The 23,343-nt window shown below is 64.9% G+C and carries 20 protein-coding genes; 14 read left to right on the top strand and 6 right to left on the bottom strand.

The window, feature by feature from the left end:
• Positions 1-5: 5 nt before the first annotated feature.
• The 7 genes from KDK82_RS07150 (at position 6) to KDK82_RS07120 (ending at position 6,481) form a co-directional block, all read left to right on the top strand.
• The gene (locus tag KDK82_RS07150) at positions 6-791 is read left to right on the top strand and encodes a BMA_0021/BMA_0022 family TOMM bacteriocin (RefSeq protein ID WP_088164401.1); all 786 of its coding nucleotides are present in this window, start codon (positions 6-8) and stop codon (positions 789-791) included.
• Complete coding sequence (locus KDK82_RS07145; protein WP_256974406.1) at positions 766-1,632, top strand: class I SAM-dependent methyltransferase; 867 nt, start codon at positions 766-768, stop codon at positions 1,630-1,632. The genes KDK82_RS07150 and KDK82_RS07145 overlap by 26 nt, the downstream gene beginning before the upstream one ends.
• The gene (locus tag KDK82_RS07140) at positions 1,589-3,796 is read left to right on the top strand and encodes a TOMM precursor leader peptide-binding protein (protein WP_088164399.1); all 2,208 of its coding nucleotides are present in this window, start codon (positions 1,589-1,591) and stop codon (positions 3,794-3,796) included. Before KDK82_RS07145 ends, KDK82_RS07140 begins: the two co-directional genes overlap by 44 nt.
• 119 nt (positions 3,797-3,915) lie before the next feature.
• A complete protein-coding gene (locus KDK82_RS07135) occupies positions 3,916-4,860 on the top strand; it encodes an FHA domain-containing protein (RefSeq protein ID WP_088164398.1) in 945 nt (314 codons plus the stop codon).
• 212 nt (positions 4,861-5,072) lie between these two features.
• The gene (locus KDK82_RS07130; RefSeq protein ID WP_225970979.1) at positions 5,073-5,408 is read left to right on the top strand and encodes a hypothetical protein; all 336 of its coding nucleotides are present in this window, start codon (positions 5,073-5,075) and stop codon (positions 5,406-5,408) included.
• Positions 5,409-5,500: 92 nt separating this feature from the next.
• Positions 5,501-5,911 (top strand): GFA family protein, encoded by a 411-nt coding sequence (locus KDK82_RS07125; RefSeq protein WP_088164397.1) that lies wholly within the window; start codon positions 5,501-5,503, stop codon positions 5,909-5,911.
• A 93-nt stretch (positions 5,912-6,004) separates the two neighbouring features.
• Entirely contained in the window at positions 6,005-6,481 is a 477-nt protein-coding gene (locus KDK82_RS07120) for a hypothetical protein (RefSeq protein WP_141831497.1), read from the top strand.
• Between the two features lie 936 nt (positions 6,482-7,417).
• Here the strand turns inward: KDK82_RS07120 and KDK82_RS32650 are convergent.
• Entirely contained in the window at positions 7,418-7,558 is a 141-nt protein-coding gene (locus KDK82_RS32650) for a hypothetical protein (protein WP_179217863.1), read from the bottom strand.
• Between the two features lie 49 nt (positions 7,559-7,607).
• On the opposite strand from KDK82_RS32650, the gene KDK82_RS07110 reads away from it, so the two are divergent.
• Complete coding sequence (locus KDK82_RS07110) at positions 7,608-8,342, top strand: Crp/Fnr family transcriptional regulator (RefSeq protein ID WP_088164395.1); 735 nt, start codon at positions 7,608-7,610, stop codon at positions 8,340-8,342.
• A 118-nt stretch (positions 8,343-8,460) separates the two neighbouring features.
• Complete coding sequence (locus KDK82_RS07105; protein ID WP_088165448.1) at positions 8,461-8,619, top strand: DUF3309 family protein; 159 nt, start codon at positions 8,461-8,463, stop codon at positions 8,617-8,619.
• On the opposite strand, the gene KDK82_RS07100 is transcribed toward KDK82_RS07105, so the two are convergent.
• Positions 8,616-9,404 (bottom strand): GGDEF domain-containing protein, encoded by a 789-nt coding sequence (locus KDK82_RS07100; RefSeq protein ID WP_080736917.1) that lies wholly within the window; start codon positions 9,402-9,404, stop codon positions 8,616-8,618. The two genes, KDK82_RS07105 and KDK82_RS07100, sit on opposite strands and share 4 nt — an antisense overlap.
• 150 nt (positions 9,405-9,554) lie before the next feature.
• Positions 9,555-9,728 (bottom strand): glycine zipper 2TM domain-containing protein, encoded by a 174-nt coding sequence (locus tag KDK82_RS07095; RefSeq protein WP_085929082.1) that lies wholly within the window; start codon positions 9,726-9,728, stop codon positions 9,555-9,557.
• A gap of 326 nt (positions 9,729-10,054) precedes the next feature.
• On the opposite strand from KDK82_RS07095, the gene KDK82_RS07090 reads away from it, so the two are divergent.
• Together KDK82_RS07090 and KDK82_RS07085 are read left to right on the top strand one after the other, a co-directional pair.
• On the top strand, positions 10,055-10,297 hold the full coding sequence (locus tag KDK82_RS07090; RefSeq protein WP_013801897.1) for a hypothetical protein: 243 nt from the start codon (positions 10,055-10,057) through the stop codon (positions 10,295-10,297).
• A 21-nt stretch (positions 10,298-10,318) separates the two neighbouring features.
• Positions 10,319-19,003 carry a glucoamylase family protein gene (locus tag KDK82_RS07085; RefSeq protein WP_088164394.1) on the top strand — a complete coding sequence of 2,895 codons (8,685 nt, stop codon included), beginning with the start codon at positions 10,319-10,321 and terminating at the stop codon, positions 19,001-19,003.
• On the opposite strand, the gene KDK82_RS07080 is transcribed toward KDK82_RS07085, so the two are convergent.
• Positions 19,000-19,719, bottom strand: a complete 720-nt coding sequence (locus KDK82_RS07080; RefSeq protein ID WP_034398720.1) for a Crp/Fnr family transcriptional regulator — start codon at positions 19,717-19,719, stop codon at positions 19,000-19,002. The genes KDK82_RS07085 and KDK82_RS07080 overlap by 4 nt on opposite strands.
• Positions 19,720-20,018: 299 nt before the next feature.
• Here KDK82_RS07080 and KDK82_RS32645 point away from each other — a divergent pair, with 299 nt between their 5' ends.
• Positions 20,019-20,171: a hypothetical protein gene (locus KDK82_RS32645; RefSeq protein ID WP_013801894.1), complete on the top strand. Its 153-nt coding sequence runs from the start codon at positions 20,019-20,021 to the stop codon at positions 20,169-20,171.
• 88 nt (positions 20,172-20,259) lie between these two features.
• On the opposite strand, the gene KDK82_RS07075 is transcribed toward KDK82_RS32645, so the two are convergent.
• Together KDK82_RS07075 and KDK82_RS07070 are read right to left on the bottom strand one after the other, a co-directional pair.
• Positions 20,260-20,583, bottom strand: a complete 324-nt coding sequence (locus tag KDK82_RS07075) for a hypothetical protein (RefSeq protein WP_071957174.1) — start codon at positions 20,581-20,583, stop codon at positions 20,260-20,262.
• Between the two features lie 158 nt (positions 20,584-20,741).
• A complete protein-coding gene (locus tag KDK82_RS07070; RefSeq protein ID WP_088164393.1) occupies positions 20,742-21,395 on the bottom strand; it encodes a hemolysin III family protein in 654 nt (217 codons plus the stop codon).
• Positions 21,396-21,601: 206 nt separating this feature from the next.
• On the opposite strand from KDK82_RS07070, the gene KDK82_RS07065 reads away from it, so the two are divergent.
• Both KDK82_RS07065 and KDK82_RS07060 read left to right on the top strand, forming a co-directional pair.
• Complete coding sequence (locus KDK82_RS07065) at positions 21,602-22,015, top strand: CopG family transcriptional regulator (RefSeq protein ID WP_013801892.1); 414 nt, start codon at positions 21,602-21,604, stop codon at positions 22,013-22,015.
• A gap of 10 nt (positions 22,016-22,025) precedes the next feature.
• Entirely contained in the window at positions 22,026-23,141 is a 1,116-nt protein-coding gene (locus KDK82_RS07060) for a PHB depolymerase family esterase (protein WP_088164392.1), read from the top strand.
• Positions 23,142-23,343: the final 202 nt, after the last annotated feature.

Genomic DNA, 23,343 nt, shown 5'->3' with positions numbered 1-23,343 from the left:
GTCACATGACCACCCAGCTGCAGAATACTGAACCGTTGCTCGCATTCCGCCTTGCCTACCTGCGAGCCATCGCCCGCTCCTGGCAGGATGACGCCTACCGCCGTGATCTGCTGGGGCAGCGCGACATCCAGCCCATGCTGCACCGCGACTTCAGCCTGCCGACCCAGTGGCCCCAGGTCGATGTGTCGCTGCGCCTGAGCGACGACCCCACCCAGCGCGCCGAATGGAAGCCCGTGCTCACGGCCGGCTGGATCGGTCCCGACGATGAATTCGTCATCGTCCTGCCCCAGGCGCCCCAGACCCACGCCTCCGAGGCGCTGGCCGCCTACTACCAGCTGTTCCCCAACTTCATGGGCATCAGCACCTCGTTCGAGGAACCGAGCAACGGCACGCTCAAGGCCGCCCTGCCCACCGGCCTGGGCATCCCCGGCGGCGGCCCGGACTCGCTGCTGGCCTTTGGCGGCGTGGTGCTGCGCGCCATCGCCCTGGCCTGGCAGTCGCCCGAGTTCCACGCAGAGCTGACGCGTGACGACGGCAAGGACAAGGCCCCCGTGCTGAGCCAATGGCTGGGCTACAACAACCCGTTCAACTTCCAGGTGCGTTTCGAGACCGAGCAGGCCTTCACCTGGGATGCGGCACGCGGCGAATGGAACCTGCAGCGCGCAGACGGCACGGCCATCAAGAACGGCATCGTGCTGAACTACCCGGTGGCACCCGCCGAGCAGGACCTGTGGGCCATCGCCCTCACCTCCTACAACAACACCGGTGACGCCTACCCCTTCACCTGCTGATACGGCACCGGCGCAGCTGCAAGGGGTCACGGCCACCTTGCTGCTGACGCTGGCGGCACGTGCCCGGGCGGCAGGTCCGGCAGCTTCCTCGGAACTGCCGGACCTGCCGCCTTTTTCCGACCCCGAGGCGCGCCGCATTGCCGCCGCCCTGCCCCAGGCCAGCGAGGCCCATGCGGCCGACCCCGCCTTTGTACGCAGCGTGGTGTTGCGCTCGCAGCTGTTCGACCGGCTCACCACCGAATTTCTGACCGCCCATCCGTCCGGCCTGTGCATTGCGCTGGGTGCAGGCCTGTGCACGCGGCGCAACCGCCTGGCCCCCGAGGCCGGCACCGCACGCTGGCTGAACGTGGACCTGCCCGACGCCATCGCCCTGCGCGCGCAATACATTGCAGGCCCTGAAGCCAACCTCGCCTGCTCCATCCTCGACACCTCCTGGCTGGACACCGCCGCCCTGCCCGGCAACCAGCCCGTTCTGGTGCTGCTGGAAGGCGTCTGCCCCTATCTTCCCCAGGCTGCGCTGGAGGCCATGCTGCAGCAGCTGGCCCAGCGCTTTGCCGCGCCCGGCAGCCCGCCGTGCACCGTCGTGCTCGACCATGTGCACCCGGCCCTTGCACGGCTGCCCATGCAGGTGGGCGGAATGCGCCTGCCCGTCGTCTCGGGCTTTGCGGACGGCGCGCAGATAGAGCGCATCCACCCCGGCATCCGCATCAGCCTGCAAGAGCACCTGTATGCCCGCTTCTCGCAGCAGCACCAGCTGTTCGAGACCGCCTTCCACGCCACTACCGGCCAGCACCCCTATGCCGTCGTCCGCCTTGAACTCGGAGCACCGTCTCTTGCCTGAGCCCACGGCCCCGGACCTGTTCGCCCACGCCTTTCGCTGGCACGAGAAATTCCTGCCGCCCGTGCAGCAGGGCGACCGCCTTTTGCTGGCCAGCGAACGCGACACCCTGGCCCTGGGCTCTGCCGCCGTGCTGGCGCTGAACGCCCCGCTGCAGGCCGGCACCAGCCTCATGCAGCACTGCGCTGCGGTGCCCGATGCGCCGCTTGCACAGATGCTGCACGCCCTGGGCGCCCTGCTGCGCCAGGGCCTGGTACAGCCGGTGCTGCACAGCGACGTGAAAGGCCACGGTTATCTGCAACCGGATTTCTCGGCCCCGCCCGTGCGCCTGCAGGCATCGGAGCAGATCGACATCGTCATGCTGACTGCAGCGCTGGACAGCACAGCCGCCTGCCGCTGGGCTGCGGCCGCGGCCACGCAGGCACCCGCCCCGCTCACCATCGTTTTCTGCGACGACTATCTGGACCCGCGCCTGGGCGCCATCGACGCCAACCAGCGTGCCGCAGGCCGGCCCTGGCTGCTGGTGCGGCCAGCGGGCGAGCAGGCCATGGCGGGACCGCTTTTCAAACCCCGGGCAACGGCCTGCTGGCATTGCCTCGCACACCGCTGGCAACGCAACCATCCCGCACGCGGCGGCATGAACGGCCAGGCTCAGGACAACGACCGCTGCCCGCCCGTGCGCGCCGGCGCCGACCTCATCGCCACGCGGCTGCAGGCCCTGCTGCCCACGGTGCAGCGCCTGTTGGCGCACACCGATGCGGCGCAAACCGTGTGGACGCTGGAGCCTGAGCAGCCCCACCCGGTGGCCGCCCGCCCGCAGTGCCCGCATTGCGGCACGCCAGGGCTGATGGCCCTGCGCCAGCGCGAACGCATTGCGCCAGTTCCAGGCACGCATGCCGCGCGCGCCGATGGCGGCTGGCGCAGCGTGCCGGCCGAGACCACGGTGCAGCGCCTGTCGCAGCACGTCAGCCCGCTGACTGGCGTGATTGCCCGGGTCACGCCGCTGACGGCCGAGACCGACGAAGCGCTCACCGTTTACCGCAGCGAAATCTTCAGAACACCGGCCCCCGGCAGCACCAGCCTGGCCGGCTCCGGGACACAGCTGTGCCTGGGCAAGGGCCTGTCGGCCGTGCAGGCCCGCGCCAGCGCCATGTGCGAAGCGGTGGAGCGCTACGCCGCCTTCCACCAGGGCGACGAAGCCGTGGTCATCGCCCCCGCCGCCGAGCTGGACGCGCCCTGCATCGCGCCCACGGAACTGGCTCGCTTCAGCGACCAGCAAACCGCCGGCTTTGCCACCGACAAGCCACCGCATGCCGTGGCCCCCAGCGCCGGCCAGTGCGAACCCGTGTGGTGGGCTCCCGCCTGGTCCCTGACCGCCGATGCGCGCCGCTACCTGCCGCTGGCTTTCTGCCTGGCCCATGCGCCCGCGCAAAGCCTGCACCACGTGGGCTGGACCTCCAACGGCTGCGCGGCCGGCAACACGCGGGAAGAGGCCATCCTCCAAGGCTTCATGGAACTGGTGGAACGCGACGCCGCCGCCATCTGGTGGTACGGCCAGATCCGCAGGCCCGCCATTGCGCTGCAAGGCATCGACCAGGCCACGCGCCAGCGCCTGGACCGCAGTTGCGGCCCGCAATGGTCGTACTGGCTGCTGGACATCACGCATGACTTCGGCATACCGGTGGTCGTCTCCGTGGGCCGCCACGCTGACACCGGCCAATGGGCCGTGGGCTTTGGCTGCAGCCTGGACCGCGCCCTGGCCTGCGAACGCGCCCTCACCGAAATCAGCCAGCTGATCGCGGCCGGCAAAAGCTTTGCCGTGCCCGAGCCACTGCAGGCCTTCCTGCACCCTGCGGACAGCGCCGATGCGCCGCCGCAACAGCCTGCGCCACTGTCTGGGCACACGCCGGACACCGCGCCGCGAGACATTGCCCAGGCCATTGCGCGCTGCGTGGACATCGCACGCGGCCTGGGCCTGGAAACCATCGTCTACGACCACTCGCGCCCCGACATCCCTCTGCACACCGTCAAAGTCGTGATTCCCGGCCTGTGCCATATCTGGCCGGAACTGGGCAATCCACGGCTGCGCAACGTACCCGTGGCCCTGGGCTGGCGCAGCCGGCCGCTGCAGGAATCCGAACTGAATCCGCAGGCTCTGTACGTTTGACAAACTGAAAAGCGCAGCGGGCATGTACTCTCTCAGCTTGGCAACAGGCTGCCGGCTCCGGGCCAATGCGCCCCCAGCCCACCCCCTGTTCACACAAGCCCCAAGGAGAATTCGAGGCGATGGCCCTCTTTCGTAACCAACTCGACGGCCGCATCGTCGTGCTGCGGCCCCTGCATACCTTCGGCCGCCACCCCTCGGTCTGCCAGACCGTCATGAAGGCGCCCGACGTCTCCCAGGTCCACGCACTGTTCCGCTGGAACCGGCAGACCTGGGAAATCGTGGACCAGAGCCGCAACGGCACCATGCTCAACGGCGTGCGCCTGGTCGCCGGCCGCTGGACCGTTTTGGCGGTGGGCGCCAAGCTCAGCATGGGCGAAGGCGCAGAAGCGGCCTGGACCGTGGAAGACCTGGGACCTCCCGTCACCTGCCTGAGCCCCGGCCCGGGCCTGCCCCAGGACGGCCCCCTGGCACTGAACCCGCGCGGCACCCTGCTGCCCGACGCGCAGGAGCCCGAAGCCAACGTCTTCTTCGAGGACGGCCGCTGGCTTCAGGAGTCCGGCGACGGCACCGAGCCCCTGGTCGATGGCGCCATGGTCCACACCTCCGCAGGCAGCTGGGAATTCGTGCAATGCGACGACCTGGAATCCACGCGGGAAAGCAGCTTCGACCCGCGTGCGCCCAAGCCGCCGGAGGTGTCCTTTCGCTTCACCGTCAGCCAGAACGAAGAGCACGCCAGCCTGACCGTCATGAGCGACGGCAAGCCCATTGCGCTGGGCGAACGCATACACCACTACACCCTTGTCACCCTGGCCCGCGTGCGCCAGCAGGACGCAGACAAAGGCCTGGCCCCCGCAAGCCAGGGCTGGATAGAACTGGATGCACTCTCACGCATGCTGGGCGTGGAGCCCTCGTACGTGAACATCCAGATCTTCCGCGCCAAGCACCAGATCCTCAGCGCCCTGCCCGAATGCGCTGCCTCGCCCGCCCTGGTGGAGCGGCGGCGCGGCAGCCTGCGCTTCGGGGACTTTGCGTTCGAGATCGAAGGCGGGGCGCGCAGCGCCTGAACGGCGAACTGGAACGGCGAACTGGAACGGAGAACGGCAGGCACACGGCGCATCGCTCGCCGCATGTAATCAGCTGTAATTTTCTTGTTGTGCACACGTGAATAAAGTGGGAACCGGTTCTTGCCGCCTGCGGTGCGAACCCTCTCACCCTCCTCCCGGACCGGGTTGCCCGAGTCCACTGGCGCACCTGGAAGACGCAAATGAGCATGGACATGCGACGTGTACTGTTGATCCCCGCCAGCGCGCGGCCTGTTGACCCTGGCCTGGCCAGCCTTTCCATGGACGCACAGGTCTGGGAAAACGGCTATCCGCTGGTTGTAGGCAAGGCCCGCCACGGCCTGCTGCAGGACTTCTGGCGGCACTACTACGGCGAATCCGCCGCCATGTTCGTCGCCGCCGACCAGCTGCTGGAACTGCACAACGACATCATGGCCGCCATCCCCGCCTGCGTGGGCGAGATGCCCGTGCTGCGCTTTCTCAACGACCTCGGAAGAATGTGCCTGCAGGCGCATGGAGACGGCAGCGGGCTGCAGGTCATCGGCGACTGACGAAACGGATGACTCCTGGGGTTGCCGCGCATCCCTGTCGCGGCATTGGGCGCATGCACAATGGCATGCGCCTTTTTTGCGCCCGACCGACCATGAGCAACGCCCCGGATAGCCCCCCTCTTGCCCTGACCGGCAGCTGCCTGTGCGGCGCCATCGCCTATGAACTGCGGTCCAGCCCCAAGGCCGTGTCGCACTGCCACTGCCGCATCTGCCAGAAGGCCCACGGCGCCGCATTCGCCACCTACGGCAGCGTGCCGGCAAAGGACCTTGTCTTCACCCAGGGCCAGGAGCAATTGCGCTCCTTTGCCTCATCGCCCGGCATCACGCGCTGCTTTTGCCAGCAATGCGGCTCATCGCTGACGTGGCACAGCGCGCATTACGCAGAGGGCGCCTGGATCTCTGTTGCTTTGGCCACGCTGGATTCGGAATTTGTGGTGGGTGGGCAGCGGCATGTAAATCGGGGGGTGGGGATGGGGTGGGTGGACTGGGGAGGGGTTGATTAAACGGCTGGTTTCGGTTGTGACTTCAACCGGCCATTCGCGGTATAGGCAGAATCCATCCCTGCAAACTGGCATTCGAAGCGAGCATTGGACCTCGTGAAACACACCACCTATTTCCAGATTGAGCCATCAGCAGTTGCGCTGGTCACATTCCCATCAGTCCTCACGGCGGAAGAGGCGGACATGCTTCTGCAGCCGGTGCTGACAAGCAGGTGCTGGTCAGACAGGTCGGCGTGGCGCCAAGAGGCGGTTGCTATGGCGGTGAAACTGCTCTACCTTGCGCGCGTCCGTGAGTACGAATTCCTGTCCTCCTCTCTCGACGCCCATCGCGTTCTCGGCTCCGACGGCATCACCATTCAGGTGTTCGACCGCTGGTGGACTCTTCATGAGATGCCGTGGGAAGAGCCGTCCGAGCATTGGGAAGCCTACTTGGCCACGGTCTCGGACAAAGTTGAGGTGACGGGCGACGTTGCCGTTGACGATTTGCTCCGCGTCATCTCGCAGCGCCAAGCAGCCCAGCGGCGGACTGGGGGCGGCCAAGGGCCGACGGTCGATGTTTTCCCGGGGGCATAGGAATCAGGATGTTTGAGGCGACCCAAGAGATGCTTGAGGCGGCGCGTAGTGAGCTGGCAAGTCAGCCTCCCGCAACAGCCTTGCGAAAAGTCGCGCGCCGCTTCCAACTTTCAAGGACAGACTTGGCGTGGCTCGCCGTGAACGTTTACGAGAATGCCATGACGCCAGAGGTTCAAGCAATTTGGCATTGGGACCTAGTCGAGAACGGCCGTGGACACAACGACACAGAGCTCAACGACATGCTCTCCAGCCTAGTCTTACGCGTTTCGTAAGTTCGGCTATCGGCCAGGAGCGGTCCTCACAGACATCCCGGTAGATGACGGCTTCAGGCTGAACTGCGACATTCACGGCGCAGTGCGTGAGTGGCTGCAACGGTCAAGACCGGTCACTCGCTGGTTGTTCTGCAAGGCGCTGCCGGCGCCCAAGTTCCTGGCCTCGTGCACGACCGCCGAACACGCGGCATGGCATCGCATCAATGAGACCCTTGGCCTACTGCAGGCGACTGTTTGCCGAAGCGATCACGGATATGCCTGTGGAAGAACTGGGCCGCTGAGGGCCGCTGGCAGTCGCTGAGGGCACCCGCGCCCACTCCAGCCAAAGCCAGGGCGCAACGCCTGGACAGTCGAATCTGGATTGCCGCAGAACCACTGTTGCAGCATCCGAGTGCCAGCTCATAAATTTCTCTCTACCAAGGTTTTTTGAGCCGAGGATTGAGTGATCCGGCACGCCCTTGCCGTGTCGCGAGATTTTTGGATTGGCGGCCATGGCGCCTTCCGTGCGTGGCATTTCTTCACTTTTTAAAGTTGCGTAGGCCGGTCAGCGTTATTTTTGGATCTATTTTTGCTATTTTTCTGTTCGCCAGCGCACATCATGGAAAAAATATTTTGGATGCGCAATTAAATGACCTCATCTCGGATTCGGCAGCAGAACTGATTTTCATATAAAAAAGCCGCTTTCCCGGCAGCGGGCTTTGCGTACGCAGCCGCACATACATGGAATCAAAAAAGCACCATGATCAATAGTGCGGCCTGCTTGAACAGAAAAATCATCTGATGACCCGGCTTCAGCGTCAGTCATCGAGGTATCCATCACGAGAAATGAACGAAACTCATTTCATTGGAATTGTATGAAAAATTCGGGCACCCATCATGCCAATATTGAAAACAGGATAATACGCCTGCTTTATCCTGCATCGGCAGATCACTTTGTTGAGCACTGTGAAATCTTCGAATTGATCGCATTATCAGAATTGAGCAAAGCAGGCAACCCTCTGGAGCACGCTTACTTTCCTGAAAGCGGATGCATCTCCTTGGTTATGGAAATCAACAGCAACCATTCCCTGGGACATTCCCTGGGAATAGGCATGGTAGGGAATGAGGCGATGGTCGGGTCAGAAAGCATTCTAGGCAATGCAACACCTCCTCCTTGGAAGATCTTGGTACAACAATCTGGTACCTGCTGGCGAATAAGCCGCACGGATTTAGAAAAGCAGTGCACAGAGATCCCCATGCTCGGTGAACTGATTAAAAAATTCATACTTGTGCGCTTGCATCAACAGGCACGTTTCACAGTCTGCCTGAACTACCATACGGCAGCCTCCCGCCTGGCCCGATGGCTGTTGATGAGCAGCGACCGATGTGCCGGCAGCTTTCATGTCACACAGCAATTCATGGCATTGATACTGGGCGTACGGCGTGTCAGCATCACCAACATCGCCAGCAGATTTCAGAACGACGGCATGATTGCCTACAAACGTGGTGAGATGATGGTATTGAACCGCGCAGCGCTGGAAAACAGGGCGTGCAGCTGCTACGCGGCAGACAGACAAATCTATTCAAGAATCATGGGCACCCCGGCCTGAAAGACCAAAGTCAAAAATTCAAAAATCCAAGGACGTGCGCCAGCGCACAGACCATCGCTTGGGAACACGATGCAATGCAACTCTACGCCGTGCATTGCAAAGCGCCTTGGAGAGCATCATGAGTCTGACCACCATTCTTCTAATCATCCTGATCCTGGTGCTTGTTGGCGCTCTGCCTTCATGGCCCCACAGCCGTAGCTGGGGATACGCTCCCAGCATTGCGATAAGCCTGCTGGTGGTGGTGGTCGTGGTATTGCTGCTTACGGGGCGGGCCTAAGTGCCCTCAAAAACACTGAACTGATAGCCGCTGCGCATGCGCTTGGCCCGATACATGGCGCGATCCGCATCAGCAATCAATTGCTCCGCAGACACAGGCCATTCGTGTGCGATCACGATGCCCATGCTGGCCTCCACTTTCAGCTCCAGCCCGTTGCAGTGAATGGGGTTGGCTATTTCCCTGCAGATCATTCTGGCCAGGGCGCGCAGCTGCTCCATTTCCGGAGAGGGCTCCAGCAGGCATGCGAACTCGTCGCCTCCCAGCCTGCACACCAGATCCTCTCGGCGGATGAAGGATCTCAGGCGGCCCGATACGACCTTGAGGACTTCATCTCCTGCACTGTGGCCATGGAGATCGTTGATTGTCTTGAAGCCATCCAGATCCATATACAACACCGCGATGGGAATGGCCTGGGGCATGGCAAAGCCGATCGCCCTGGAAAGCCGATCCAGGAATGAGAACCTGTTCGGCAGGGAGGTCAGATGGTCATGTGTCGCCAGGTGATGCGCTGCGCGTTCATCCGCCTTGGTCCTGTCAAGCTCGAAATGCGCCTTTCCCAGGGCGATACGCGTGTTGTGCAACTCCTCGCGCAGTGAATCGCATTGCCGCTGCAGGCCTTGCAAACAGGCTTCAAGCCCCTTGCGCATTCGATTTTCCACGGAGACGCCCAGCCAGTGATTTCGCTCGAAATCCGACTGGATGGCGTGGGGGCGAAGGCCTGCTTCGTCTGCAAAAAAAGCACCTGTTCTTCTTGATCCGATGTGCCTTGGATACCTTTGAGCCATGGTGTTCCTCAGAATTCGCCATGCTTGAGGGAAACGGATGATTCGCAGATCCGGAAGATGAATATCGCCTTCACCATTTCACAGACAAGCCCTTGATCCGCCAGCGATTTCTACATGGCCATGCAGGATGCCAAGCCTGCATGGCCAGGTTTACTTCTTGTCCTTGCCGACCTGGTTGCCGATGACTCCACCGACCGCAGCACCACCGACCGTTCCCACAGCGCTGCCTCCTGTGAGCACGGCCCCGCCGATCGCTCCTGCACCCGCACCGATCGCCGTGCTTTGATCCCTTTTGGACATATTGCCGCAGCCGGCCAGGCCCATCAGCAGGACTGTCGCCGCCAGGGCGAGCGCATTGACCTTGATTTTTTTCATGGGAGAACCTCTTTGAAACGTAGTGGACTGGCGCATGGCGTGGAGGCTGCCCGCCCTGGTCAGGAACGCCGTCCACCGCACCCACGCGCTGCGCTGTGCCTGCCATGCCGTCCCACAGTGGCCTGTTCGCACATCGCCGTCGGTGCGGTAGGGCACATCGCCGCGTGTTGCCCGTGAATGTTCGTCTGCGCACAGACGCCGCGGCCTGCGCCCCCTACAAGAGGGCATGTGTCCAAGGGATTGCATCCGCGCAATCCGCACCAGGAGTTCCGCCCATGCCCCGCTTTTCCAACCTCGTCCCGACCTGGGACACCTCCTGCGTCGGCGGGCCTGCCAGCCTGTCCCAGATGGATCGCCTCATGCTCACCGAGCACCTGGCGCACTGCGATGCGCTGAGAAGGCCATTGCTCGCGCTTTGGACGGGATTCACGGCCATCCACCGCATGCTGGGCGAGCGCACGCTGACGGGAATGCTGCTGATCGCAACCCTGGCCGCCGTCGTGTGGCTTGCTCTGTAGTGCGCTGCCCGGAAGCCATGAATGCAAATGCGCAAGCGCTGGAAATGGATACCGCCACATATCAGCCACCTGCTGGATGCCCGCCATGGAGAAGTCCTGGCACCCATCAGGTCGGAGCTTTTTGGCTGCGCACACTTTGAACAGTATGGGATGACCCTGGGGGGCGCGCATGCCGTGGGCCGCCCACGTTTTGGCCAGGCGACGTTCTATCCACGTCTTGAAAACAATCTCAGATCCCTGCGCACCTCATTCAGGTACATCGCCGGCCTGCACCAGGAGGGCCATGAGCTGGGATCCGGCGCAGAGTGGCTTTTCGACAATTTCCACCTGATCGAGGATCAGCTGCGGGAGATCAGCGAAGGCCTTTCCACCCGCTACTACCGCTCGCTGCCCGTCTTGCAGGAGGCCCCGCTCACAGGCCTTCCTCGCATCTACCAGGTGGCATGGTCCTTTGTCGCCCACACCGATGGTGCCTTCGATGAATCGCTATTGACCTGTTTTCTTGACGCATACCAGAGCAAGAGCGAACTCAGCCAGGGTGAGCTCTGGGCGCTGCCCACCACGCTGCGGGTGATTCTGGTCGAGAATTTGAGGCGCCTGGCGGAGCGGATTGCGTGCCAGGCGGCGGCCAAGGAGGTGGCCACCCTGGCTGCGGGCCATATCGACAGGCTCGATGCCGCCGGCTTCCACGAAATCCACCGCTTGATGCAATTGCGCGGTGTAGGCCAGGTCTTCCTGTCCCATCTGGCGCAAACACTCTTTGGGCATCGCTCGGTCTTCAGCGACGGCGCGTACATGCAGATCGAAGAGTGGCTGCGCAGTGCAGTGCCCGATCTGGCGGCACTGCAGGTGCAGCAGCATGCCGACAGCGCGGCCGACCACCTGAGCGTGGGCAATGCGGTGGCCTCGCTGCGGCTGGTGGGCGCCGGGGACTGGCCCGGTATCGTGGGCAGGACCAGCCTGGTTGTGCGCGCACTGCAAGCCTCGCCCGTTTTCCTGGCCGAGGACGATGCCAGCCGCAACACTACGCTGCATGGCATAGAGCGCCTGGCCGCGCGCAGCCCTGATCGCTCCGAGGCCGCCGTGGCCAGGGCCCTCATCCGGTTGATGGGCCAGTCGCAGGGCGCAGCGCAACTGGCCGGGTACTGGCTGCAGGGCGAGGGACGCGCCCAACTGGAGGACATGTTCGGCGCGCGACGGCCCCTGTCGGACCGCTGGTATGCCATCCTCCTGCTGTCGCGCACGGTCACCTACATCGGCGCCGTTGTGGCGGCTTCGCTGGCCCTGGTGGCATGGATGCTGCACCTCAACGGCGCAGGCAATGCCGCCGCGATGCAGGGTCCGCTGGGGCCCCTGGGCCCGCTGGACGCATGGGTGGGCCATGCAGGCCTGGCCCTGCTGGGACTGCTCATGTTTTTCCCGGCCTCCGAGGCGGTTTTGGCCCTGGTGAACCGGCTCATATGCGAGTCCGCAACTCCAGCGCATCTGCCGCGCTTTCTCTTGAAGGAGGGGATCGGCCCCTCGGCGCGCACCCTGGTCGTCATTCCTGCGCTGCTGAGCAAGCCGGCTGCCATCTCCGAACTGGCACACCGCCTGCAGCTGCACTATCTCGCCAATCCCGAGCACTGTGTCCATTTCGCGCTGCTGAGCGATTGGGCGGATGCGGACCGGCAGGGCACGGCCGACGATGAGCCGCTGCTCGCGCAGGCACGCGAACAGATACAGGCGCTCAACCTGCGCTACCCCACCGGCGAGGGCCAGGCGCAGCGCTTTTTGCTGCTGCACCGCCCCCGGTCCTTCAGCGCGACGCAGGGCCTGTGGATGGGCTGGGAGCGCAAGCGCGGCAAGCTCGAGCAACTGGTGGCCGCGCTGGCGACGGAAATGCCGGCCCCCTTCCTGGAGATGGGCGTGCTGTCCGACCTGCCTGCCGGCGTGCGCTATGTGCTGACGCTGGACAGCGACACCGAACTGCCGCCGGGCCAGGTCAGGGCCTTGGTAGGCATCGCCGAGCACCCGCACAACCAGCCTGAACTGGATGCCACCGGGCGCAAGGTCATACGCGGCTACGGCATCCTGCAGCCGCACGTGGTGTCGCCCTTGCCGCAGACGCGGCAAACCTCTGCCTGGCAGTGGCTTTTTTCCGGACAGCGGGGCATGGACCCCTACAGCGCAGCCACTTCGGATGTGTACCAGGACCTCTTTGGAGAAGGCAGTTTCATCGGCAAGGGCCTTCTCCATGTGCAGGCCCTGCACGCCGTGCTGTCGCAGCGCCTGCCCGAGGACCGCATCCTCAGCCATGACCTGCTGGAAGGCTCGCTGGCCCGCTGCGCGGCGATCTCCGATGTGACCGTGATGGAGTCGGACCCGCTGCACAGCGACACGGCAGCAGCCCGGCTGCATCGCTGGGTGCGCGGGGACTGGCAATTGCTGCCCGTGCTGTGGCACGGCAGATACTGGCAACTGGCGGTCATCCACCGATGGAAGCTGTTCGACAACCTGCGCCGCTCCCTGGTTGCGCCCGTGTCGCTGCTGCTGATCGTGCTGTCCATGGCAGGACATGGCCTGGCCCTGCCTTTGTCCCTGGCACTGGCGGCGGCGGCCTGCATCACCGGGCCGTTGATAGGCGCCATCGCCGGTGCCCTTCCCCACCATGCGCGATTCGTGGGCAGCCGCTTCGCCCTGCAGTGCGCAAGGCAGTTGCTGCAGGTGGCACTGTCCGGCGTGTGGTACCTGGCGCAACTGCTGCCGCAGGCCATGCTCCACGCGGATGCCGTGGCCCGCACGCTGTACCGCATGGCCGTAAGCAAAAGGCATCTGCTGGAATGGACCACCGCCGAAGCATCCCATGCCGCCATCCGGCCCGGCTGGGCGCCGGCCTTGTCAAGGCACTGGCACAGCACCGTGCTCGCGCTTGCGCTGCTGGCGGCCCTGTGGCTGCTGCCCGCCCCGCTGCCAGCCGCGGCATGGCTGCTGCTGTCCGCCTGGGTTTTCACCCCGGCCTTGGTCTGGCTGTGCAATGCCCCGTGGCGGGCCCCTTTCAGCCATGCAGGGCTGCAGACCACAGACCGCGAACTGCTGCAGGACATTGCGCGTGACACCTGGCGGCTTTTCGAGCGCTGCGTGGGCGAAGGCGACAACCACCTGCCCCCGGACAACCTTCAGACGGCGCCGTTCGAGGTGCTCGCCCACCGCACCTCTCCCACCAACATCGGCCTTTATCTGCTCAGCGCCGCCTGTGCGCGGCAGTTCGGCTGGATCGGGACCCAGGATCTGCTGATGCGCCTGGAAGCGACCTCGGCCACGCTGGCCAGGATGGAGCGCCACAACGGCCACTTCCTCAACTGGTATGACACCCAGAGCCTGCAGCCGCTGCTGCCTCGCTATGTCTCCACCGTGGACAGCGGCAACCTCGGAGCCCATCTGCTTGCCGTATCCCGCGCCTGCCTTGAGCTGGCCCGCGCCCCGCTGGATCCTGCGGCCAGCCAGCAGGCGATCCGTGCGGCCAGGCGCCGGTTGAAACCCTGCCTGGCGGGCGCAGCGCGCCTGTTGCAGCGCCCGCTGCAGCAGACGGCTATCGGCCAGTTGCTGGACAGCCCCCTGGCCGATCCCGCAGACATATCGGCCCAGATGATGCTGCAGGGATTGCTGCGCGACGCCTTTGCGGAGCTTCACGCGCTCGATCTGCCGGAACCTGGGGCCGTGGCCGACACCCCGCCCGGGCCGCAGGACCCCTTGCCATGGCTGCTGGCCGACCTGCTGGCCACCCTGCAGTCGGCGGCCCTGGACGTCAGCGCCGTCGGCGCGGGGCAGCAAGATGGGATCTCCCTGCGCCTGCGGACGATGGCCCACACCCTGGAACAGCTGGCGTGGGATGCGGATTTCCGTTTCCTGCTCGACCCGCGGCGGCAATTGCTGCACATAGGATACCGGCTCGAGGAGCAGCAGCTCGACGCATCGTTCTACGACCTGCTGGCCTCCGAGTCCCGCACCACCAGCTTGCTGGCCATTGCCAAGGGCGACCTTCCCGCCAGGCACTGGAAGGCGTTGGGCCGGCCGTTCTTCGCCCATGGCCGCAACGCGATTTTGCGGTCCTGGTCGGGGTCCATGTTCGAGTACCTGATGCCTTCGCTGGTGGCAGTGGAGCCAGCGGGCAGCGCGCTGGACGAGGCCAACCGCTGCGCACTGCGCGAGCAGATGGCTTTTGCCAAGGGCCTGGGCATTCCCTGGGGCATGTCGGAAAGCGCCTATGCGGCGCGCGACCAATCGCTGGCCTACCAGTACGCCTCCCAGGGAGTGCCCTGCCTGGCACTGCGCCGCACGCCGATGGCAGAGAAAGTCATCGCCCCCTATGCCACGGCGCTGGCCTGCCAGGTGGCTGCGGTACCTGCGTGCGCGAACTTCCGCGCGCTGGCCGCCCTGGCTGCGCGCGGGCGCTATGGCTTCTACGAGGCCCTGGACTTTTCTGCCGCACGGCAAATCCATGGCGGAAGGTTCACGCTCGTCAGCACCTACATGGCCCATCACCAGGGCATGACCATCGTGGCCCTGGCCAATGTGCTGCTGCAAGGGGTTGCACAGCGCTGGGGCTCTGACCACCCCCGCATCCAGGCCATGTCCACGCTGCTGCAGGAGCGCACCCCCCGCGAGCTTGCAGGCCTGAGGCCCGGCGCGCTGGCCGCACCCTTTTTGCATGCCCAGTCCCGAAGGCCTGCCAACGCGATCCGCACCGTCGTCCCGGGGGCCCGGGCCCTGGAGCCGACCCTCTTGCTGAGCAATGGGCGCTACAGCGTTGCATTGCGCGCCAACGGAGCCGGGTGGAGCCGCCTGGGCAACACCCACATCACGCGTTGGCGCGATGACCTGCTGCGCGATGCGCACGGGAGCTTTGTCTACCTGCGAACGGACCGGGACAGCGCCCCGGTGTCCGTGACCCGCAGCCCGGCACCCGATCCGCAGGCGGCCTACACCAGCACGTTCCACCCGGACCGCATGTGCTTCGATGCCCGCTGGCCGCAATGGCGTGTGCGCACCACGGTCTGGATCAGCCCTGAAGACGATATCGAGCTGCGCAAGGTCGTGCTGAACAACCTGGGTAACCTGCCCATGGACGTGGAGCTGATATCGGCCATGGAGGTGATCCTGGCCGGCGCGGGCGCGGACGAGGCCCACCCGGCGTTCTCCAGCATGTTCGTGAAGGCGCAGTGGCTGGCGCAGCAGCAGGGCATGCGTTTTGAGCGGGTTGCCCGCCACAAGGAGGAGAAGGTGGTGCAGATGGCCCATTTCGTGGCCGGCACGCAGGGGGAGGTCCTGGGCCTGCGCTACCAGAGCGATCGGGCGAAATGGGCCGGCCGCAATCACGCGGCCAGCCAGCCGCAGGCGTGCCTGGAGCCCGCACCGGGTGAAGCTGTCGCGCTGGACACCGGCCTGGATCCCGTCGCCGTGCTGGGCGTGCGCATGCGCGTGGGCCCTGGCGGACAAGTGAGCGTGGTGTTTGCGACGGCTGCCTGCGACAGTGCCAGCACCCTCATGGCCATCCTGGACAAGTACCGCCAGCCCAGCTATGTGGAGCGCACCTCCGTGATCTCCGCCACCTTGGCGCAGGGCCAGGATGCCCTGCAGCACCGGCCCCGGCCCGAGTACCTGCCGGCACTGCAACTGCTGGGCACGGCGCTGATGTTCACCCTGCCCAAGCTGCAGCCCGGCCTGCACCCGCATCGCGCAGGCGCCGTCCGCCTGCCGCAGATCCAGGACCGGCGCGTGCTGTGGCAGTTGGGCCTTTCGGGCGACAGGCCGATCATCGTGGTGAGTGCCGCGGCGCCCCAGGGCCTGGGCCTGCTGCGCATACTGGGACAGGCCCTGGGCGAATGGTCGCGCGCCGGCGTGGCCTGCGACCTGGTCGTGCTCAGCAGCGAGTTCCACTCCTACTACATGCCGGTGCAGGCCGAGCTGAACGCCATCGGCGAACAGCATGAGGCGGCCGGCAACGCCCGCCCAGGGCTCAGCACGACAGGCTTTCATGTCCTGGGCCAGGACACGCTCACCCCCGCGCAGACAGCCTGCCTGGAGCGCCTGGCATGTGTGCGCCTGCATGCCGATGGCCGTGCATTGCTGCAACAGATCCATGCCTGGAGCGAGCAGTTCGAGGCCCAGGCCAGCCGGCGGCGCACAGCGCATCTGCCCCAGAAAATACCGGTCCAGCCAAGCCGGGGCTCGGCTGTCCCCGTATCGACCGGACAGTTCCTCGGCGACCATGGCCACTTCCAATTCGATGTCAGCGCATCCCGGCGTCCGGGCAGGCCCTGGATCAACGTCCTGGCCAACCCCGGCTTCGGAGGGCAGATATCCGAAAGCGGCGCAGGCAATACCTGGGCGATCAACAGCCGGCTCAATCAGGTCACGGCCTGGTCCAATGATCCCGTCTGCGACATGCCGTCCGAGTGGTTTTTTCTCCAGAACCGGCGCACACGCGAGACATGGAGCGTGGCCCCCAGCGCCTGGGGGCATGCCCAGGCCCGCTACAGCGTGGTGCATGGCCAGGGCTTCACTGAAATCGCCCACCGCCATGGCGACCTGGGCATCCGTGCGCGCTGGTGCGTGGACATCAGGACGGCCGTCAAGCAAGTGCGCATCACCGTGGTCAACCATGGCAACTCCAAGATGCACCTGAGGATGGCGGGCATGGTGGAGTGGATGCTGGGCGAGCGCCGGGCCGACCGCGCCACGCTGGAGACCATGGCCCTGTGGGCACCGGCGCCCGACAAGCGCTTTCTGGGCCTGCTATGCACCCAGACCGAGGCTGCGGGCGGCTTTGGCGGCGGCACGGCTTTCTTCTGCGAATCGCATGCCGGCGAAGGCACCCTCGCGGGAAAGCACGACAGCCTTGACTGGACCTGCGACCGCAGCGAGTTCTTTGCATCCGACGGACATTTGCAGCTCCCGGCACAGCTGGGGCAGCGCAGCGGATACGGGCTCGAACCCTGCGCAGCCCTGTCGCGCCTGGCCACGCTTCGGCCCGGCGTGACCTGGGAGCAGACCTATCTGATCGGCCATGCAACGAGTCCCGATGCGGCGCGCCAGTTGCTGGAGCAAGCCACCGTCCTGGCCCCCCAGGCACGAGAACGGGCCAACAGCGACTACTGGGATGGCCTGCTCCAGGCCACGCAGATCCACACGCCCGATCCGCTGATGGACGTGCTTGTGAACCGCTGGCTGCCCTACCAGACGGTCTCCTCGCGGCTGTGGTCCAAGGCCGGTTTCTACCAGGCGGGAGGCGCCACCGGTTACCGCGACCAATTGCAGGACGCCATGGCGCTTGTCTGGGCCGATCCCGGCGTGCTGCGGCAACAGATCACGCTGTGCGCCTCACGGCAATTCCTCGAAGGGGACGTGCAGCACTGGTGGCATGCGCCTTCGGGTGCCGGCGTGCGCACCCGCTGCAGCGACGACCTGCTGTGGCTGCCCTTCGCCTGCTCGCACTATCTCCAGGCCACTGGCGACACGGCGCTGCTGCAGCAGCAGGTTCCGTTCCTGGAGGCGCCCGCCATTGCCGACGGCGTGGACGACGTCTACGAAACACCGGGCATCAGCGAAGTTTCGGCATCGGTCTACGAGCATGCGGCGCGCGCCATCGACCGCAGCCTTGCCGTGGGCGTGCACGGCCTGCCCCTGATGGGCGCAGGAGACTGGAACGATGGCATGAGCGCTGTTGGTCACCAAGGCCGGGGCGAATCGGTATGGCTCGCCTGGTTCCTGTGCGCCATCGTCACGGACTGGATACCGCTGGCACGCGGCTGCGGCGACGAAGCACGGGCCGACGCCTGGCAGACAGCCCTGTCCGGCTGGCGCCAGGCCCTGGATGTTGCAGGCTGGGATGGGCGCTGGTACCGGCGGGCGTTCTTCGATGACGGCACGGTACTGGGTTCGGCCCGGCAGCCCGAGGCGCGCATCGATCTGATTGCGCAGGCCTGGTCGGTCCTGGTCACCACGTCAGGCACCTCGCGCCCGCGCATTGCCATGGAAGCGGTGGACACGGAGCTGGTCCAGCCCGATACAGGCCTGATCCCGCTGCTGGCACCGCCCCTGGTCCATGGCCTTCCCCATGCGGGCTATATCCAGGCCTACCCGGCAGGGGTGCGGGAAAACGGCGGGCAGTACACCCATGCCGGAGCGTGGGCCGTGATGGCCGCCGCTTCGCTGGCCCTGCGCCAGGCGGCGCACGCCACCGCCACCGGCAGCGAGCGCCTTCAGGACACACCCTACCGGTACTTCACCTACCTGAGTCCGGCCCATCGCGCCAGCCATCCCGTATGGGGCAGCCAATACGCCATCGAGCCTTACGCCATGGCTGCAGACGTATACACCCAGCCCCCTTTTGTCGGACGGGGCGGATGGAGCTGGTACACGGGCTCGGCTGCATGGATGCATCGCGCCGCAGTGGAATCCATCCTGGGGCTGCACATCCACGCCGGGGAACTGTTCTTCACCCCCTGCCTTCCTTCCCATTGGCCCCAGGCCGAACTGGTATTGAAACGGGAGGGCCGCAGCATGCGCTTTCTCCTGATCCGCGGCAGCACCGACGCGCTGGCGGCCAGGTGTGCCGGGGAGGGGGCAGTGATGCTGCAGGTATCGCAGAGGCTGCGCTGGACAGAGCTGGCAGCGCACAGCTGCTTTGTCATCCCTTTGCAAGAGGCCGCGATCGGGACCTAGCAAGCCGTGATGTCCGGCAGCAACCGGTCGTACTCTTTTCTCACCACCGCATAGCACTCGCAGGAGCGCTGCTCCAGGCCCGTACGGTCCAGCACACTGATGCGGCCACGCGAATAGCGGATGATCTCGGCGCGCTGCAGCTTCAGCGCGGCCTCGGTCACGCCCTCGCGGCGGACTCCGAGCATGTTGGAGATCAGCTCCTGCGTCATCACCAGGTCCGTGCCCTGGAGCCGGTCCAGGCTCAGCAGCAACCAGCGGCAAAGCTGCTGGTCAAGTGAATGGTGACGGTTGCAGACGGCGGTCTGGGCCATCTGGGTGATCAACGCCTGCGTGTAGCGCAGCAACAGGTGAAGAACCGGGCCACCGCGCTCGAACTCCGCCTGCATGGCGCCGACCTTCAGCCGATAGCCCCTGCCGGCGCTTTGCACGACCGCCCTGCTGGTCGTGGACCCTCCGCCCATGAAGAGGGAAATGCCCACAATCCCTTCGTTGCCCACCACCGCGATCTCCGCCGACGCACCGTTCTCCATCACGTACAGCAGGGAGACGATCGCCGTCGTGGGAAAGTACACGTGACTCATGACCCGGCCCGCTTCATACAGCACCTGGCCCAGGGCAAGCTCCACGGGCTCCAGCGCAGGCTCCCACCGCTGCCATGGCTCGGGTGGCAAGGAGTCGAGCAAATGATTGCCGGTGGACGCGGCGCAAGAGGGCATAAAGGCAATTCCAGTGCAGTCATCCCGGCACTTCAAGAGAGTCTGGAGGCAGCAGAAATGACGCTCTTGCATCTTACGGGCCAGGCCCACCAGCTCTGTGCGGTACCGCACATACCGGCAGTGGCATCTGTGCCTGGCCCTGCCGGCCCCCCGCATCCAGAAAGCCCGAAAACCCTTGTGCCGCCACGCTTACAACATAATCTGTCCGCGGCCGGTTTGACTACATCCCATCGCCTGGACCAGGAACACAGTGGACTTTCAGGAGCCATCTTGGCTTTTGAAGACCATAGGAGTTTCACATGTCCGTTTCCCAGAACACGCCAGGCAAAAGCCAGCAGCCCGTTGGCCAGCCCAGCAAGCCCCAGCCACAGCAAACTGCTCCCAAGCAGCATCAGCCGGGCTCCGCTGAAGAGCAAAAGAAGCAAGCCCATCAAGGGCAACCGAAGCAGTAATCCAGCCGCTCCGTAACGAAAAAGGGCCCTCGGGCCCTTTTTGATTTCAATGGACGCAAAGGACGGGTTTCTGCATTCGGCCGGTCCATCAATCCTTGTGTTTGATCCACGTGGCTCCAGCCGCCTCCCCGCATCCGGCGCCCACCAGGCCACCGACGGCGCCCCCAACGAATATTCCAACCGGTCCTCCCACGGCCGCGCCAAGTACAGACCCCAGTGCTGCGCCAAAAATCATGAAGCCGGCCACCATGGTCGATTTGGACTCCCGCAAGGCCTCTGCCTTGCCCATTCGAATCTGTGCTGCTTGGTCGGGGTCCTGCGAAGGAACGCCGTGCCCTGGGACCGCCTGATCGGCAAGATCAGGGTCCTGAGGCCTGCCAAGCAGTGACCTCAGTGAAATCGATGCAGTCATGGCCTTCTCCTCGAAGATGAGGAAGAGATAGATGCACCCCGCCTCGACCATGTTTTAAGCCCATGCCAGAATTTTCGATGAGGTCCGCCCCGCCGAAATTGCGTAAGCAAACAGCCTCATCAGGACGGCAGGGTGTCGAAGCCATGAATGGCAGGAGGTCAGGCGAGCAAACCGGCTACCGCGACGGTATGGCAGGCGCTGCCGGCAACCACGAACAGATGCCAGATGCCGTGCGCGTGGCGCATGCTCGCCAGACGACGGTAGAACACCGTTCCTGCCGAATAGAGCAGTCCGCCGGCGAGCAGCCAGGCCAGGGTCTGCGCACCATGGCGAAAGGCCACCGGCACCGCGCCCCCCAAGCTGAGCCAGCCAAGGCTGATGTACAGGGACAGGCGCGGCGGCGAATCGAAACCCAGTGCACGTATCGCACCCTGAAATGCGAGCCCCCATACGCCGCCAAGCAGCAGCCAAGCCCACAAGCCAGGGGGCGCCATCAAGGCAAAGGGCGTGTGGCTGCCGGCAATCAGCAGGTAAATGCAGGCGTGGTCGACGCGCTGCCAGAAACGCTTGCGCACCCCGGTACAGCCATGAAAGAGGGCCGATGCGCCAAACAGCGCCGCCAGAGACAGGCCAAACACCACAGCGCCCACAATCTTGCGCGCATCGCCGCCGGCCACCGTTTCGCAGATGAGAACCACACTGGCCGCCAGGCCCACGGGCAGGGCTGCCAGATGACTCCAGGTATTGAACCGTTCGCCGGGCTGGCCCCAAACGCAAGGGCCGTGCGGCGAGCCTGCCTGCAAATCTTGCATGGAGCCTCCTGGCGCATGGCTGAGCAACGCCGGGCGCGGTGGCCCGGCTCGGCCACCTTACGGCCCAGACGTGACAGGGCAATGATGGCAACGGACACGCTGGAGAGCCCGTCCACCGGACACCACACGACGTGCAGCGCCAAATTGAAACATCAGACCTTGAAACCATCCTCAAACCATCCATATGGATGGCATAAGGATGTTCCATGGCCACAACCACCTCCACCCCTCGCGTGAGCGAATCCGAGAAGCTCACCATCAATCTGGGCTATGTCGACCTGGGCCAAATCGACCTGCTGGTCGCCGAAGGCTTCTACGCAAACCGCAGTGATTTCATCCGTACAGCGATACGCAATCACCTGCGCAGCCACGCGGACGCGTTGCAACAGGTCGTCGCCCGCAAGATGCTGGTCCTGGGTATGCAGCATTTCTCCCAGGCCGATCTCATGCGGGTGCAGGCTGCCGGGGAAAAGCTGCAGATCCGGGTGCTGGGCTTGGCCAGCATCGCGCAGGACGTGCCTGCGCAGCTGGCCGCAGAAACCATCGAATCCATCACGGTGCTGGGAGCGCTCCAGGCCAGCCCCGCCGTTCGTGCCGCTCTGGCCGGCCGCATTACCTGAGAACCATTCCATGAAACAGCTTTTTCACGACATGCTGGGCGAGGCTACACGCCTGACGCGCACTGGCAATTTGCTGGAAGCAACCGAGCTGATTCAGCGCACGTTGCGAGGCGAAAGCGCGCCCGCGCCCGCGCCCCACGGCAAGACAGCCGCAACCAGTCACAGGGAAGAAGGCTGGATCGTCGATGCCGAAGCCCGTTTCATCGACGATGCTCCCGAACTCGCCGTGCCTGCGGGCTCATCGCAGGCAGACACCTCCAGCGACGAGCAATGGCTGCGCGGCAGCTACTCGCACGGAGGCCGGCAGTTGGCCTATCGGCTGTATGTGCCGCCAGGCAGTGCACTTGAAGCGGGGCCTCGGCCGCTCGTCCTCATGCTGCACGGTTGCACCCAAGGGCCGGAAGACTTCGCCGCCGGCACGCGCATGAATGACCAGGCACGCAGGGCTGGTGTATTGGTGCTCTATCCTGAACAAACACAGCATGCGAACTCGCAAAAATGCTGGAACTGGTTCAAGGCCCAGCATCAGCAGCGGGGCCGGGGCGAGCCAGCACTGCTGGCGGGCCTCACACGCCAGGTGGTGGCTGACCATGGCGCGGACGCATCGCGTGTCTATGTCGCCGGACTATCGGCGGGAGGTGCAATGGCGGACATATTGGGACGCACCTATCCTGAGCTGTTCGCCGCCGTGGGTGTGCATTCGGGCTTGCCCGCCGGTGCTGCGTCCAATCTGCCATCAGCCCTTGAGGCGATGCGAAGAGGCGCAGCATCAGGCTCGGCCAGCGGTCCCAGCGTGTGTCCAGTGATCGTGTTTCACGGCGATGCCGACACGACGGTGCACCACGACAACGGCGCGGCCGTGGTGAATGCTGCACGCAGCGCGCAAAGTCCCCAAGGCGCACCTCGCGTCATCCAGGGCCATGCGCCGAACCGCCAGCGATTCACCCGCTCTGCCTATGTCGCGGCCGACGGAAGTACCGCCATTGAACACTGGCAACTGCATGGCGCAGGCCACGCATGGTCCGGCGGCAGCTCAGAGGGCAGCTACACCACGCCAGGAGGAATCGACGCCAGCGCCGAGATGCTGCGCTTCTTCCTTTCGCACAAGCGTGCTCACGGCTGCTGACGCGCGGCACCGGCAGCGAGCTCGCGAGGAGGCCCTGGGCGGCAGCAACCGCTGCGGAGCAGCCGGCAGCTGCAGGTTTCCGAACAATGGTCTCAGGCTGAGAGCTGACACAGGAGCTTCAACATCGAACATCGGCGGCGATCAACAGCTGAACTGGATGGTCTCTGGCTGCAGTCTCCAAGAACCAGCATCCATGGATTTC

Origin of the sequence: Delftia sp. K82 (assembly GCF_002193035.1) — a bacterium.
Taxonomy (GTDB): Bacteria; Pseudomonadota; Gammaproteobacteria; order Burkholderiales; family Burkholderiaceae_C; genus Comamonas; species Comamonas acidovorans.
This window is presented reverse-complemented; position numbering and strand designations above follow the sequence as displayed.